The organism is Helcococcus sp. KG196 (assembly GCF_046035495.1).
Lineage (GTDB): Bacteria > Bacillota > Clostridia > Tissierellales > Peptoniphilaceae > Helcococcus > Helcococcus ovis.
On the sequence record NZ_JBFNFI010000020.1, the window covers coordinates 1 to 12,926 of the forward strand.

At 26.8% G+C, this 12,926-nt stretch carries 14 protein-coding genes; 12 read left to right on the plus strand and 2 right to left on the minus strand.

All coding sequences use genetic code 11. The annotated features are described in order from the left end of the window. Positions 1-432 precede the first annotated feature (432 nt). From ABGF45_RS07600 to ABGF45_RS07630, 7 genes are all read left to right on the plus strand, one after another. Entirely contained in the window at positions 433-1,731 is a 1,299-nt protein-coding gene (locus ABGF45_RS07600; protein WP_134711350.1) for a serpin family protein, read from the plus strand. A 315-nt stretch (positions 1,732-2,046) separates the two neighbouring features. Continuing rightward, entirely contained in the window at positions 2,047-2,850 is an 804-nt protein-coding gene (locus tag ABGF45_RS07605; RefSeq protein ID WP_134743904.1) for an MBL fold metallo-hydrolase, read from the plus strand. Beyond that, on the plus strand, positions 2,847-3,326 hold the full coding sequence (gene rlmH / locus ABGF45_RS07610) for a 23S rRNA (pseudouridine(1915)-N(3))-methyltransferase RlmH (protein ID WP_134711348.1): 480 nt from the start codon (positions 2,847-2,849) through the stop codon (positions 3,324-3,326). The genes ABGF45_RS07605 and rlmH overlap by 4 nt, the downstream gene beginning before the upstream one ends. Before the next feature lie 8 nt (positions 3,327-3,334). Further along, positions 3,335-4,228 (plus strand): undecaprenyl-diphosphate phosphatase, encoded by an 894-nt coding sequence (locus ABGF45_RS07615; protein ID WP_134743902.1) that lies wholly within the window; start codon positions 3,335-3,337, stop codon positions 4,226-4,228. A 16-nt stretch (positions 4,229-4,244) separates the two neighbouring features. After that, positions 4,245-5,312, plus strand: coding sequence for a hypothetical protein (locus ABGF45_RS07620; protein ID WP_134711346.1), 1,068 nt, complete (start codon positions 4,245-4,247; stop codon positions 5,310-5,312). Positions 5,313-5,321: 9 nt separating this feature from the next. Continuing rightward, positions 5,322-6,131, plus strand: a complete 810-nt coding sequence (locus ABGF45_RS07625) for a mechanosensitive ion channel family protein (protein WP_134711345.1) — start codon at positions 5,322-5,324, stop codon at positions 6,129-6,131. Further along, a complete protein-coding gene (locus ABGF45_RS07630; protein WP_134711344.1) occupies positions 6,131-6,364 on the plus strand; it encodes a DUF951 domain-containing protein in 234 nt (77 codons plus the stop codon). Before ABGF45_RS07625 ends, ABGF45_RS07630 begins: the two co-directional genes overlap by 1 nt. Before the next feature lie 165 nt (positions 6,365-6,529). On the opposite strand, the gene ABGF45_RS07635 is transcribed toward ABGF45_RS07630, so the two are convergent. Further along, positions 6,530-7,456, minus strand: a complete 927-nt coding sequence (locus ABGF45_RS07635) for a 1-phosphofructokinase family hexose kinase (protein ID WP_134711343.1) — start codon at positions 7,454-7,456, stop codon at positions 6,530-6,532. An 11-nt stretch (positions 7,457-7,467) separates the two neighbouring features. Beyond that, a complete protein-coding gene (locus tag ABGF45_RS07640; RefSeq protein ID WP_134743901.1) occupies positions 7,468-8,919 on the minus strand; it encodes a nicotinate phosphoribosyltransferase in 1,452 nt (483 codons plus the stop codon). Between the two features lie 143 nt (positions 8,920-9,062). Between ABGF45_RS07640 and ABGF45_RS07645 the strand changes: the two genes are divergently transcribed. From ABGF45_RS07645 to rpiB, 5 genes are read left to right on the plus strand one after another with little or no spacing between them, the layout of a single operon-like run. Further along, positions 9,063-9,788: an RNA methyltransferase gene (locus ABGF45_RS07645; RefSeq protein WP_134743900.1), complete on the plus strand. Its 726-nt coding sequence runs from the start codon at positions 9,063-9,065 to the stop codon at positions 9,786-9,788. Then, positions 9,769-10,437, plus strand: a complete 669-nt coding sequence (locus ABGF45_RS07650) for an HAD family hydrolase (RefSeq protein WP_167554077.1) — start codon at positions 9,769-9,771, stop codon at positions 10,435-10,437. The genes ABGF45_RS07645 and ABGF45_RS07650 overlap by 20 nt, the downstream gene beginning before the upstream one ends. Before the next feature lie 17 nt (positions 10,438-10,454). After that, entirely contained in the window at positions 10,455-11,447 is a 993-nt protein-coding gene (locus tag ABGF45_RS07655) for a cation diffusion facilitator family transporter (RefSeq protein WP_134743898.1), read from the plus strand. 14 nt (positions 11,448-11,461) lie between these two features. Next, positions 11,462-12,496, plus strand: a complete 1,035-nt coding sequence (locus ABGF45_RS07660) for an L-threonylcarbamoyladenylate synthase (protein ID WP_134743897.1) — start codon at positions 11,462-11,464, stop codon at positions 12,494-12,496. Next, positions 12,496-12,924 (plus strand): ribose 5-phosphate isomerase B, encoded by a 429-nt coding sequence (gene rpiB, locus ABGF45_RS07665; protein ID WP_134711337.1) that lies wholly within the window; start codon positions 12,496-12,498, stop codon positions 12,922-12,924. Before ABGF45_RS07660 ends, rpiB begins: the two co-directional genes overlap by 1 nt. Positions 12,925-12,926 lie beyond the last annotated feature (2 nt).

The window sequence follows — 12,926 nt, forward strand, 5'->3', positions numbered from 1 at the left end:
AAATCAATCTTTTGCTGGGACGAATTAATTATGTTTTTGATATATTTAGCCCCATCATATCCTAAGTTCTTGATTTTGAGGGGGGTGTCTGAACCCCAGCTATATTCAATTTTTTATTATGCTGGGGCGAATTAATTATGTTTTTGATATATTTAGCCCCATCATATCCTAAGTTCTTGATTTTGAGGGGGGCAATACCTACCCTAGCTATATTAAAAATCAATCTTTTGCTGGGACGAATTAATTATGTTTTTGATATATTTAGCCCCATCATATCTTAAGTTCTTGATTTTGAAGAGCTTGCACCACCCTAACATTTTTTGATTTATGAGTTTTGAAGGGGCAGATATTCAAAAATCTTTCTTAGTATATTCTCAGGATTATCTTTTTTTATGATATAATATTATTAAATATAATTTATAGGAGGAAAATATGAAAAAATGGATTAAATTAGGTGTTTTATCACTGTTGACATTAACAATTACTTCGTGTTCAATTTTTGGTAGTGGTTATAACAGTTTAACAAAGTCACCATCTAAAATTGAAGATAAGAAAAAATATTTTAAGGATAAATTAAATAATGAATGGAATAATAAGGAATTTTTATCAGGCTTTAAAAATTATTCTTTTAATTTATCTAAGGAACTTTTAGAGAGTTCAAATGACGAAAATATAGTATTTTCTCCTTTAAGTTTACATTATGCAATGTCAAATTTATATAATGGTGGGAGTGAAAAATCTAAGTCGGAAATATTGAAATTATTAAATCAAGATGGAGAAAAATTAAATGAAAATAATCTTAATTTACTGGCGTTTTCGTTGAATACATTTAATAATGAAGGAATTTTTGATACAAATAATAGTGTTTGGATAAATGAAGCAGATAAAAATTTAGTAAATAAAAATTTCTTAAATAGATCAAAAGAGTATTATTTATCAGATGTATTTTTTGAAGATTTATCTAAGAAAAGCACTGCTAAAATGATGGAAAAATGGGTTAGTGAAAAGACCAGAAATATGATAAAACCTGAAATAAAACCTGAAAAAGATACATTAGTTACTTTATTTAATACTTTATATTTTGAATCAAAATGGAAAAATGAATTTAATAAAAATGATAATAAAAATTTACCATTTAAATTATCGAATGCTACAGAAGTAGAAAAAACTTTTATGTCAAAAAATAAAAAAATAGGAGAATATTACAAAGGTAGTAATTTTCAAATGGCAAATATGCAATTTAAAAATTCTATTAAAATAGAATTTGTGCTTCCTGATGAAAATGTAAAAATAGAAGATCTGATTAAAGATGAAAATAAATTAAAAGAAATTTTAAATAAAGAATATAATGATAAAGCAAAAATCAATTGGTTAATACCTAAATTTGAAGTGGAAAGTAAATTTGATTTAATTCCTACAATTAAGAACTTGGGACTTAAATCCATTTTTAATAAAAACGAAAATAATTTTCCATATATAAAAGAATCAGATAAAAATATTTTTGTTTCATTAATTGATCAAATTACAAGTATGAAAATAGATGAACAGGGTGGAAAGGCAACATCTAAAACACAAATAAATTTAAAAGAAAAGTCGGCTCCTACTTCGGATGAAAGTAAGATTGTAGACATGAAATTAGACAGACCATTTATGTACATATTGTATTTTGAATTAGATAACGGTGAAAAAAATGTAGAGATGCCTGTGGTTATAGGTATTATAAATAAATAAAGTTTTGCGTAGCCACTTTCGCAGATTGATAGGTTGAGAACTAGTGGATACGCAAAACTTTTTTCATTAAGACAATATTTTTTAGTTAAAAATCCGTATCCTCATTTATTATTTAAATATGCTTTAACTGTCTTTATTTTTAATTCTGTATTATATTTTATCATGAAAAAAATATATCTACAAAAAGTTGATTTTTAAGTACAACTTTTTGGGGTTAGTTCATAGGTCGTGAACTAGCGACGTAAGAAAATTCTTTTATTTTTATTATTGAAAATTCCCTCTATAAAAGGTAAACTAATAATTACGGAGGTTATGATGAAGTTATGCACATTGTCATCAGGGTCAACAGGCAATTCGATATTTTTACAATCTGATAGTTCTAAAATACTTATTGATTGTGGTCTAACAGGTAAGTTATTAGTTGAATTATTAAAAAGTATTGGAGAAAAACCTGAAGATTTGGATGCGATATTTGTTACACATGAGCATATTGACCATATAAAAGGTGTGGGTATATTGAGTAGAAAGTTTGATATTCCAATACTTGCCAATGAGAAAACATGGATTGCTATGAAGAATAAAATTGGAAAAGTAGATCCTAAAAATATTAATGTATTTAAATCAAATACATTTTTTACTTTTAGAGATTTAGATGTTCAAGTTGTTAGCACATTTCATGATGCCGCAGATCCGGTATTTTTTATATTTTACCAAAATAATCAAAAAATTAGTATTCTTACTGATACGGGGATTACATCTCAATTAATAGTAGATTCTATAAGGGATTCTAATATATTATTATTGGAATCAAATCATGATATTGAGATGCTTGAAAATGGTCCATATCCTATTGATTTGAAGTATAGAATTAAAGGGGAATACGGACATTTATCAAATGATTTAGCCTCAAATGTTATGAAGGAAATTGTCAATGCGAATGGAGAAAAATTGATTTTGGGGCATTTAAGTAAGACAAATAATACTTCAAAAAAAGCACTCCAGAGTATGAAAAATGAATTGATAAATATCGGGGTAAATGTTGAAAAAGACATAGATATAGAGGTTGCAGAGGAATTTAAAACCGGAAGGGTAATTGATTTGGGAGGAAAATACATATGAATATAGATATTGTATGTGTTGGAAATATTAAAGAAAAATATTTTACTGACGCCATAAAAGAATATCAAAAAAGATTGGGTTCTTATGCAAATGTTAATATAATAGAAGTGGATGAATATAAATTGCCAAATAAATATTCTCAATCTAAGGTTGAAGAGGGAATGGATAGGGAAGCCGATGTTATTTTATCAAAAATAAACGAAAGAGCTTACGTTATTCCTCTTTGTATTGAAGGAAAGCAAATGGATTCTGCAAAATTTGCTGAAAAGATTGAGAAAATAACGGTTGATGGATATTCGGATATATGTTTTATAATCGGTGGGTCAAATGGATTACATAATAAAGTTAAGTTAAGAGGACAATTAAAATTATCTTTTTCAAAAATGACATTTCCACATCAATTAATGAGAGTTGTACTTTTGGAACAAATTTATAGGTCATTTCGTATTTTGAGAAATGAACCTTATCACAAATAGGAGAAAATATGTTAGAAATTATTAAAGTAATTATATTAAGTATAATTGAAGGAATTACTGAGTTTTTACCGGTTTCATCAACAGGACACTTGATTTTAGTTAATCAATTTGTCGGATTAAATCCGGAAAACTTTTCAAATGCGTTTACTGTTATTATTCAATTAGGAGCGATACTTGCAGTTATTGCTATTTATTTTGATAAATTAAATCCATTTGGTAAGAAAAAATTAGATAGTGGATCTTATCCTGAAAAAATTGAAGAATTATCAGGTGCTAAAAAGTTAATTAATAAGGCATACTACTGGTTTAATTACAATAAAACAGTAAGCTTGTGGAAAAAAATAGTTATAGCAGCGATACCTGCAGCTGTAATAGGATTAAAATTGGATGATATTATTGATAAATTATTATTTAAGCCTATTCCAGTAGCACTAGCACTTATCGTTTATGGTATAATAATTATATTTTTAGAAGATAAAAATAAAGGAAAAACAATATTTAAGCATACAGATGTTTTTGAAATAGGGTATAAAACTGCCTTTTTAATTGGTTGTTTTCAAGTATTGGCTATGTGGCCTGGCACATCAAGATCAGCAGCAACAATTATTGGTGCTATGATTTTAGGATTGAATAGAAAAGCAGCAGCAGATTTTTCGTTCTTTTTGGCTATTCCTACTATGTTAGGAGCTACATTATTGAAACTTATTAAAACAACAGGCTTAACAGGTGGACAATGGGGATTGATTGCATTAGGTTTTGTTTTATCGTTTATAGTTGCATATATAGTTATTAAGAAATTCTTAGAATATATTCAAAGACATGATTTTAAGGTATTTGGTTATTATAGAATAGTTTTAGGTGCTATCGTGTTGGTATATTTTACATTAATTAGTATTTTTTAATTATTAAGAGGAAATTATGGGAGAAAGAAATTCTAATAAAAATAGAAAAAAAATGAGAATTAATAGAATAAAAAAAAGTAACTCTTTTTTTAGAAACTTTTCTATTTTTAAGGGAATACTTTTAGTCTTATTAATAGTTGGATTATTTATAGTATATAATATTTATAGCTTTAATACATTGAAAGCAAATGTGAAAACATTTGATGCAGAAATTAGTACAAATAGTAAGTTTGTAGGAGTTGTGGATGACAAATACTACAAAATTGAAGGAAATGTACTAAAAGCTTTTAATTCTAATAAAGAAATATTTAATGTTGAAGTAAAAAATATTGTTGGAACTTATTATGATAAATACATATATTTATTTGAAAAAGAAGGCAATATTTTGATGTTAGATAGAAATAATGGAAAAGAAAAAAATAATGTAAAAATAAATTCTGAAATAAAAAATGTGAAAATAAAAAATAATCAAATACAATTATTTAATGATAATTCTGTAATTATTTTAGATAAAAATTTGAAAGAGCTTAAAAGAAGTGAAAAATTAAAGAATCCTGTTTCATATTTTTTTGAAGGTGGCAAGGAAGCTATCATTGAAATGAATCTAAATAATGGGGTTATATCTTCTACGATAACGATAAAAAATAATGATACTATTCAATTTTTTACTTCTACTATTAACGAAGTGTTTTTAGAGGCATTCATTTCGGGAGAAAATAATATATTAATATCAAATAGTTATATTTATTTAATTAAGGGAAATAGTATAATGAAAAAAATATTTTTAACAGATATTTCTTCATTTGACTATGATTATCAAAAAATAGCAGTAGCAGATGGAAAGAGAATAAAAGTATATGATATTTCCTTAAATAAATTAGATGATAAGGAATTGGGAATAGATGCAGATGCTGTATCTATTAGAAGAAATTCGATAGTATGTATTGGAAATTCATTTATTAAAGTTTACGAAAATGGTAATATAATAGAACAACAAGCAAAGGATGTAAAAAATTGGTATATCAACAATCAAGCATTTTACACAATTTATGATAATAGAATTGAAAAAATAGAGGCATATTAGGAGTTTTAGATGTATTTATTGAACAATATCACACAAATATATGAGGAAAATACAATAGTATCTAATATTTTTAAGATTATTTTTATAATTTTAATATTTTTAATTATAAAAATGGTTGTAAATAAAATTTTAGATATTAATGCAAAACATTTTGTAATAAATCAAAAATATGAATATAAAGCAAAAACAATTTTATCAGTTTTAAAAAACTTTATAAATATTGTTTTATATTTCTTGATGATTACATTTATATTTGATGTATTTAATGTAGATACTACGTCTATATTAGCTGTTGCTGGAATTGGTGGTATGGCGATAGCTTTTGCATCAAAGTCGATTGTTCAGGATGTTATTACTGGAGCATTTATAGTATTTGAAAATCAATTTAACATAGGAGATTTGGTTACTATTGAAGGGCTAACTGGTACTGTTAAATATGTTGGTATGAGAATTACTAAACTTGAAGATATAGATGGAAGAGAAATTATCATACCTAATAGCAAAATTTCTATAGTTATAAATAATTCAGTAAATAGAATGAGAGCATCTGTTAGTTTATATATTACAGATGATAAACCCTTTGAAATTATTGAAAAAGCTATAAATAAAGCTTCTAATACTATTTATAAACAATTTAATTTGTTGGAAAGGCCTAAAATTTTGGGAATAGATGAATTAGATATGTATGGATATAAAATTCAGATAGCAACAAAGGTTCAAAATGGTACACAATGGGATGTACAAAGAGCATTGAGAAAAGAAATTATAAAAGAATTTAATGAAGAAAAAATTTCATTTTCAAGGATTAGGGTAGGATAATGTTACAATATATACTAGGAGATTTAGTAAAACTAAAAAAAGGACATGCTTGTGGGGAAAATGAATGGAAAATTCTTAGAACAGGAATAGAATTTAAGTTAGAATGTCAAAGTTGTAAGCATGTTATTTGGATGAAAAGAATTGATTTTAATAAAAGAGTTAGAAAAATAAAAAATGAAGATGGAAAATTTGTTTCCGTTGTAAATTTTGAAAGAGATTTTGAAAAAATATAGTATAAATGGCTACTTTAAGATAGAAGAGAGTCTTTATAAAAAAATTAGTAAATTACTAGAAAAAGCCCTAGATTTCAATGTCTAGGGCCTATTTATTGTAATAATTATTATGCAAGTACTAATTTTGATTAATTTATATTTTCTATCTCTTTTTTCAATCCTATTTTATAGTTCAATTTTTTCAACAATTGTTTTTTCGTATATTTGCATTGTTAAATCATGATCCGCTAAATCTTCAACAAATGCAGTAGCTGATGCAGCAGCTGAAGCCATTCTAAATGATTCTATAACATCTTGTTTTCTCATATATATTCCTATAAAACCACCAATCATGGCATCTCTGGAATTAAATGAATTTACTTCTTCACCATCTATACCATAAGATCTATATGAATTAGCGTTATCACTAAATAGGTAAGAGCCTTCTTCACCGACTGAGACTATAACATTTTTAGCACCTAATTCTATACATTTTAATCCATATTTAATAATATCAGCTTCGTTTGTTATCTGTTCTAAATCAAACATTTTAGCTAAATTATCAATATTTGGTTTAATTAATAGAGGCCTATAAGGAAGCAACTCTTTCATTTGTTTAGGTGGAATATCAATTACAAATTCTGCTTTATTTGCTTTACAAATTTCAGCAATTCTTTTATAAATTTCAAAATCTACATTACAAGGAATCGATCCACCCATTACAACAATATCTCCTTCTCTTAATTTTGAAAGATATGTTAAAAGTTCTAATATTTTTTCTTCTGGAACAGATGGATAGGTGCCGGCAATAGTAATATGCTTTTCCGGTGTTCTTAGTCTTACATTAATTCTCGTGTCATCTTCTATATCTATAAAATGTGTTTCAGAATTTATTTCCTTAAACCAATTTTTTATAAATTTACCAGGTCGTCCACCTAAAAATCCTGTTGCAATACTTGGAATTCCAATATTTGTTAACATTCTTGATACATTTATGGCTTTACCGCCAGGAAATTTTTGAGTATTATTTGCGTATGTATAGCCTTCCGATTCTAAACTATCTGCTGTATAAATAATATCTAAAGCAGGGTTTAATGTTACTGTGTATATCATATATTTACTCCTTAATATTGTAAATTATCTTTTGCTTTATTTAATAAATTATTTTTTAAATCCCATAATTTTTGGGATAAGTCCACTTTATATAATTGAGGAGAATCTAGTCTTTTATATTCTTCCCATAAAGAATTAATTTCAGCTTTATAATGATTCCTAATTTCTTCCATATTTGGTCTTTTATATACTAATTTTCCTGCTTTATAAATAGGAACAAGAAGAGGTTTCACATAAAAGTTATTAATTGTTTTTTTCTTCCATGTATATAGTGGATGGAATATTGTTAAAGGCATATTTTCATCAATTATTTCATCTTCTAGTGTAATTAAATCAGCTTTTGCCATATTTGTTTCATTGTCATAAATTCTATATACTTGTTTTTTGCCAGGAGTTGTGATTTTTTCTATATTTTCCGATACTTTAATTTTAGGTTTTACAATTCCATTTTTTTCAATTGCGACAAGTTTGTAAACACCACCAAATACAGGATTTGATTTTGAGGTTATAAGTCTTTCGCCAACACCATAAACGTCTATTTTTCCACCTTGATTAATAATATCTTTTATCTTGAATTCATCAAGAGAACCGGATGCAACTATATTGCAATCTTCATAACCTGCTTTATCGAGCATAATCCTTGCTTTTTTTGATAAATAAGCCAAATCTCCAGAATCTAGCCTTATACCTCCAGGGGTAATTCCCATAGGTTTTAATACATCATTAAAAACTTTGATAGCATTAGGAATTCCTTGATTTAAGGTATCATAAGTATCTACTAAAAGTACTGTGTTATTTGGATAAGTTTTTGCATATGTTGCAAATGCTTCATATTCTGTGTCGAATGATTGTATCCATGAGTGAGCCATTGTTCCTAAAGCCGGTACTCCATATTTATAATCTGCAAGAGTATTTGCAGTACCTGCAGCACCTGCAATATATGAGGCTCTAGCACCATAATTTGCAGCGTCAGCTCCATGAGCTCTTCTTGAACCAAATTCTAAAATTGCTTTTCCACCTGAAAAACGTACAATTCTGCTTGTTTTAGTTGCAATCATTGATTGATGATTAATAATTAGCAAAAGCATTGTTTCCAGTAATTGTGCCTGTATAAATGGACCTCTAATTCTCATTAGCGGTTCACTAGGAAATACTACTGAACCTTCAGGAATAGCCATTATATCGCATTCAAATTTAAAGTTTCTGAGATATTCCAAAAATTCATCAGAAAACATTTTCTTATTTCTTAGAAATTCAATTTCATTATCATCAAAATGAAAATTTTCAATATACTCAATAGCAGTGTCAAGTCCCGCTGATATTGCAAAAACTGCATTATCAGGAGCATTTCTAAAATATAAATCGTAATTTGCAATTATATCTTTGTATCCATTTACAAAATATCCATTTGCCATTGTTAATTCATAAAAGTCCATAAGTAAACTTAAATTTCTATCTTTCATTGGATTTCTCCTTAATTTTTTTATTTTTTAGTATATAGAAATATAATTTTATTATACAATAAAGAAAAAGTTTTGCGTAAAATATTTTATTTTATTAATTGACTAAATTCGTCTATATTAATAAAATAATATAAGGAGTAGAGATGCGTAAATATAAAAAATATTCAAAAAAAGAAGATTATTCATACACTTTAGGAGCTTTTCCTACTATAGAGTTAATTAATAGTGATAAAAATATTGAAATAGTCTTTATTGATGAAAGATATAAGGATAAAGAAAATTTAATAAGTTTATTAAAAGAAAAAAATATTAGATATGAAATTGCTTCAAATTTGATAAAAAAACTTTCTGATAAAGATAATACATTTGTTATAGGAATTTTCAAGAAAGAAACTCAAGATGTAATTGAAGGAAATAATCATGTAGTTCTTCATAATATTTCTGATATGGGAAATTTAGGGACAATAATCAGGTCGATGGTAGGATTTAGTATTTATGATTTAGTTTTAGTTGGAAATGTAGCAGATGTTTTTAATCCAAAAACTATAAGAGCATCTATGGGAGCTTTTTTTAAAGTGAAAATAAGCCATTTTGATACTATGGAAGATTATATTAAATTACATAAAAATAATTTATACTTATTTATGCTTTCTATGAATAATCAAGATAGTATTTATAAGAAAGTTGTAAAAAGACCTTATTCTTTAGTGATGGGAAATGAAGGATCGGGACTTCCAAAAGATTTTGAAAAATTTGGAGAAAAAGTATTTATTCCTCAAAGTAAGGATGTAGACAGTTTGAACCTTCCTATAGCAACATCTATAGGATTATATGAATTTAGGAGACAAGATGAAATTAATAGCATTTGATGTAGATGGGACAATATTAAACACTTTAGATTCTATAGTTTATCAAGTTAATGAAACATTGTATGAAAAGGGTTTTTATAAGATTGATGAGCCGGAATATATTAGAAAAGCTTTAGGCTATGGCTCAAGATATTTAATAGAACAGGCTTTAATGTTTTCGCATAATCATATTTATGATGCAAAGATAATAGATGAAGTTTTAGCTCATTATACAAAGAGATATAATGCAGAGCCTTCATATTTAACAGTTCCATATGTAGGAATTGTTGATTTAATAAAAAAGTTAAAAGAAGAAGGATACATGCTTGTAGCATATTCAAATAAGCCAGATACAGTATTGCAACCTTTATTTAAAGAATTGGTTGGAGATGGATTATTTGATATTGTTTTGGGATTAGTTGATGGAAAACCCGGCAAGCCAAATCCTTTAGTATTAAATGAATTAATTGAAAAATTAGAAATTTCAAAAGATGAAATTTTATATATTGGAGATAGTGAAGTTGATGTTGAAACAGGTAAAAATACTGGTGTAAAGACAATAGCAGTAACATGGGGATTTAGAGATAAAGATTTTTTAGAAACAACATCTGCCGATTATATTGTCGATACGACGGACGAATTAAAAGAATTAATTGATAGTATGAAATAATACTACAAAGAGGCAAAATGTTTAATTTTTTTATAGATAAATATGTAAAATCTAGAGATTTTGAATGTAAACAAAATAGAGATAAATTGATAAGATTAACGGGTATAATGGGATTGTTTATAAACTTTCTATTATTTATTATGAAATTTGTGATAGGACTTATAACTCATTCTATATCTGTTGTTAGTGATTCTTGGAATAATTTATCTGATTGTTTAACTAGTATTATAACTATTTATGGTTCAATTTTGTCCGGAAAACCTGCAGATAAAGACCACCCATATGGACATGGTAGAACAGAATATGTTGCAACATTGATGGTTGGATTATTTGTAACTGTTGTTGGTTTGCAATTGCTTAAATCATCTTTGGAAAATATTTTTAATCCTGAAGATATAATTTTTAAACCTGTTACAATAGTGATTTTGATTGTTTCAATATTACTTAAAATTTATATGTACAGTTATAACAAAAAAACTGAAAATATGTCAAAAAGCACTTTAAATAGAGGTGTAGCTATAGATGCATTAAATGATGTTATTGCAACATCTATTGTACTATTTTCAATAATATTTTTTGAATTTACAAATATAAATATTGATGGATATGTTGGTGTAGTTATTTCTATTTTAGTAATAAAATCAGGAGTTGAAATATTTTTTGATATGGGGACAGTGCTTTTAGGCAAAAAAATTAGTGATAAGACAATGGATAAGGTTATTGAAATAATCCTAAAAGGTAAATATATTGTAGGAGTTCATAATATACAATTGCATGAATATGGTAGAAGAAAGGTATATGGTTCTTGCCATGTTGAAGTACCTGCAAATATAGATGTTTATTCCATGCATAAAATTATAAATGAGGTTGAAATGGATTTATATAATCAAATGGGGATAATCATTAATATCCATATTGATCCGACATATATTTTAGATAAACCTTGTTTTTATTGTGTAGAAGATCCAAAAGAATTAGAAGATATAGATATGGATGATATTAATTTATAGATATCGAGGAAATTATGAAAACAAAAATTTTTGATTTTAGAAACAATCAAAATTATGAAAATTTAAGAGAGGCTACAGAAATTATAAAAAATGGGGGGTTGGTAGCTATTCCTACTGAAACAGTATATGGACTAGGGGGAGATGGTTTAAATGGCGAATCATGCAGAAAAATTTTTGAAGCTAAAAATAGACCGATGGATAACCCTTTAATTTTACATATTTCAGACATATCAGAATTAAAAAGATTGACAAGAGATGTGAAGGATTCTGATTTAGAAATTTTGAATAAATTATGGCCGGGACCCTTGACTGTAATATTAAAAAAGTCAAAAATTATTCCTAATGAAGTGACTGCCGGTTTGGACACTGTTGCAATCAGAATGCCTAATAAAGAAATTACAAGAGAGTTTATAAAGTTGTGTGAAACTCCAATTGCTGCACCTTCAGCAAACCTTTCAACTAAGCCATCTCCAACAAGTACAAAATCAGTACTTGAGGATATGGATGGAAGAATAGATGCTGTGATAGATGGTGGCGACTGTGAAATAGGGATAGAGTCAACAGTTTTAGATTTAACAGAAGAATATCCGAAAATTTTACGTCCTGGATATTATACAAAAGAAAAACTTGAAAAATTTTGGAAAATAGTCTATATTGATGAAGGTTTAAATAATATTAATTTAACTCCAAAATCACCGGGACAAAAATACAAACACTATGCACCAAATGCAGAAGTTCAAGTATTAATTGGTGATGATGAAAATTTTAGAAAAGCAGTCAAAAAAATTTTATCTAAAAATCAGGACAAAAAAATTGGATTAATGATTTTTGAAAATGACAAAGGAAAATTTGAAAATGAAAATATAATATATATGGGAAATCAAAATGATTTGTCATATATGGGCAAAATATTATTTGATTCTCTTAGAAAAATGGATGAAAATAGTGTTGAATTGGTAGTTATAAGAGGTGTTGAGGAAAAAGGCTATGGTTTAAGCATTATGAATAGGCTTAAAAAGTCGGCTTCTCAAAATGTAAGGAGGGTTTAATGAAAATAGGTATTACTTCAGATCATGCAGGATATGATTTAAAGGAAACAATAAAGAAGTATCTAATTGATAATGGATATGAAGTTGTAGATTTTGGTCCGGAAAATGCAAATTCAGTAGATTATCCGGATTTTGCAAAAAAACTAACAAAAAGTGTGATTTCTGAAGAGGTTAAATACGGTATCGGTATTTGTGGAACAGGTATAGGAATGAATATTGCATGTAATAAAGCTAAAGGTATAAGAGCGGCACTTTGTTCAGATCCATTAAGTGCATCATTAACTAGACAACACAACAATGCAAATATTTTAAACTTAGGAGCAAGAATCATAGGAGATGAATTAGCTAAAAATATAGTAGATAATTTTTTAAATTCAGAATTTGAAGGTGGAAGACATCAAAATAGAGTAAACAAAATTGAAGATTAATT

Excerpts from the sequence above, each read along its gene's own strand:
- ABGF45_RS07600 (WP_134711350.1), top strand. The coding sequence starts at position 433 with ATGAAAAAATGGATTAAATTAGGTGTTTTATCACTGTTGACATTAACA.
- ABGF45_RS07605 (WP_134743904.1), top strand. The coding sequence starts at position 2,047 with ATGAAGTTATGCACATTGTCATCAGGGTCAACAGGCAATTCGATATTT.
- rlmH (WP_134711348.1), top strand. The coding sequence starts at position 2,847 with ATGAATATAGATATTGTATGTGTTGGAAATATTAAAGAAAAATATTTT.
- ABGF45_RS07615 (WP_134743902.1), top strand. The coding sequence starts at position 3,335 with ATGTTAGAAATTATTAAAGTAATTATATTAAGTATAATTGAAGGAATT.
- ABGF45_RS07620 (WP_134711346.1), top strand. The coding sequence starts at position 4,245 with ATGGGAGAAAGAAATTCTAATAAAAATAGAAAAAAAATGAGAATTAAT.
- ABGF45_RS07625 (WP_134711345.1), top strand. The coding sequence starts at position 5,322 with ATGTATTTATTGAACAATATCACACAAATATATGAGGAAAATACAATA.
- ABGF45_RS07630 (WP_134711344.1), top strand. The coding sequence starts at position 6,131 with ATGTTACAATATATACTAGGAGATTTAGTAAAACTAAAAAAAGGACAT.
- ABGF45_RS07635 (WP_134711343.1), bottom strand. The coding sequence starts at position 7,456 with ATGATATACACAGTAACATTAAACCCTGCTTTAGATATTATTTATACA.
- ABGF45_RS07640 (WP_134743901.1), bottom strand. The coding sequence starts at position 8,919 with ATGAAAGATAGAAATTTAAGTTTACTTATGGACTTTTATGAATTAACA.
- ABGF45_RS07645 (WP_134743900.1), top strand. The coding sequence starts at position 9,063 with ATGCGTAAATATAAAAAATATTCAAAAAAAGAAGATTATTCATACACT.
- ABGF45_RS07650 (WP_167554077.1), top strand. The coding sequence starts at position 9,769 with ATGAAATTAATAGCATTTGATGTAGATGGGACAATATTAAACACTTTA.
- ABGF45_RS07655 (WP_134743898.1), top strand. The coding sequence starts at position 10,455 with ATGTTTAATTTTTTTATAGATAAATATGTAAAATCTAGAGATTTTGAA.
- ABGF45_RS07660 (WP_134743897.1), top strand. The coding sequence starts at position 11,462 with ATGAAAACAAAAATTTTTGATTTTAGAAACAATCAAAATTATGAAAAT.
- rpiB (WP_134711337.1), top strand. The coding sequence starts at position 12,496 with ATGAAAATAGGTATTACTTCAGATCATGCAGGATATGATTTAAAGGAA.